This is a genomic window from Mesorhizobium sp. P5_C1, assembly GCF_054049815.1.
On record NZ_JBFULQ010001279.1, the window covers coordinates 1 to 702 of the forward strand.

The 702-nt window shown below is 58.1% G+C and carries 1 protein-coding gene; it reads left to right on the forward strand.

What is annotated here, in order from left to right:
• The first annotated feature begins 170 nt into the window (after positions 1-170).
• Complete coding sequence (locus ACXJ7R_RS35375; protein ID WP_457155838.1) at positions 171-395, forward strand: hypothetical protein; 225 nt, start codon at positions 171-173, stop codon at positions 393-395.
• Positions 396-702: the final 307 nt, after the last annotated feature.

A 702-nucleotide genomic window follows, 5' to 3' on the forward strand; every position in this document is an offset into this window, starting at 1 on the left:
TCAACGCTCACGGCCAGCGGCTTCGTTAAGCGCTAGCTAATATAGATGAGCCCGCGTCATCCAATCGAGGGATGGCGCGACTTACCCCGCTGCTCCACTTGATGGCAAGGCAAAGGGCGGCAATCCGGTTTTGCTGCCCAAGGGGCCTGCTAGCTCTAGGGGGGCTAAATATGAGCAATACGACTCTGATTGCTATCGCTATCCTCGCGATCAGCATCGGCCATGCCGATGCCAAGGGCCGCAAGGTGGAGCTGCCGGTTTGCACCGCGTCAAACCACCTCTTCGAAGTCCTGGGTGACAAATGTTTTCTCGTCAAAGGTTCGATGATCTATGGCGACATCGCCGGTCTTTCCCAGATAGTCACCTGGGCTGGGGGTGGATCTGGCGGTCTGTGAGGTGCGCCCTTAGGTGCCATCGACGGGGACAGGGTACAAAAAAGGCCTATGCCGCAATGGCCGGTGCGCTCACAACCTAAGCACCCTCGCACCGGCCATTTCTTTTTTGCCTCCAGCGCTACAGTCGCGTGAATTCGGCAAGTCCTAAGCGTAGCCGCTGGCCGGTGCGGCCAGCCCGGCGCCCTGTTTTTTACACTGAACAAACCAAAAAGGGCGCCGAGCCTTCACCGGCGGCGCTTTGAGGGAAGCGACGCCGAGAAGTGAGCATAGCGCTCTCGCTAGAGTTGTCGGAATACAACCTTTAGGA

Excerpts from the sequence above, each read along its gene's own strand:
- ACXJ7R_RS35375 (WP_457155838.1), top strand. The coding sequence starts at position 171 with ATGAGCAATACGACTCTGATTGCTATCGCTATCCTCGCGATCAGCATC.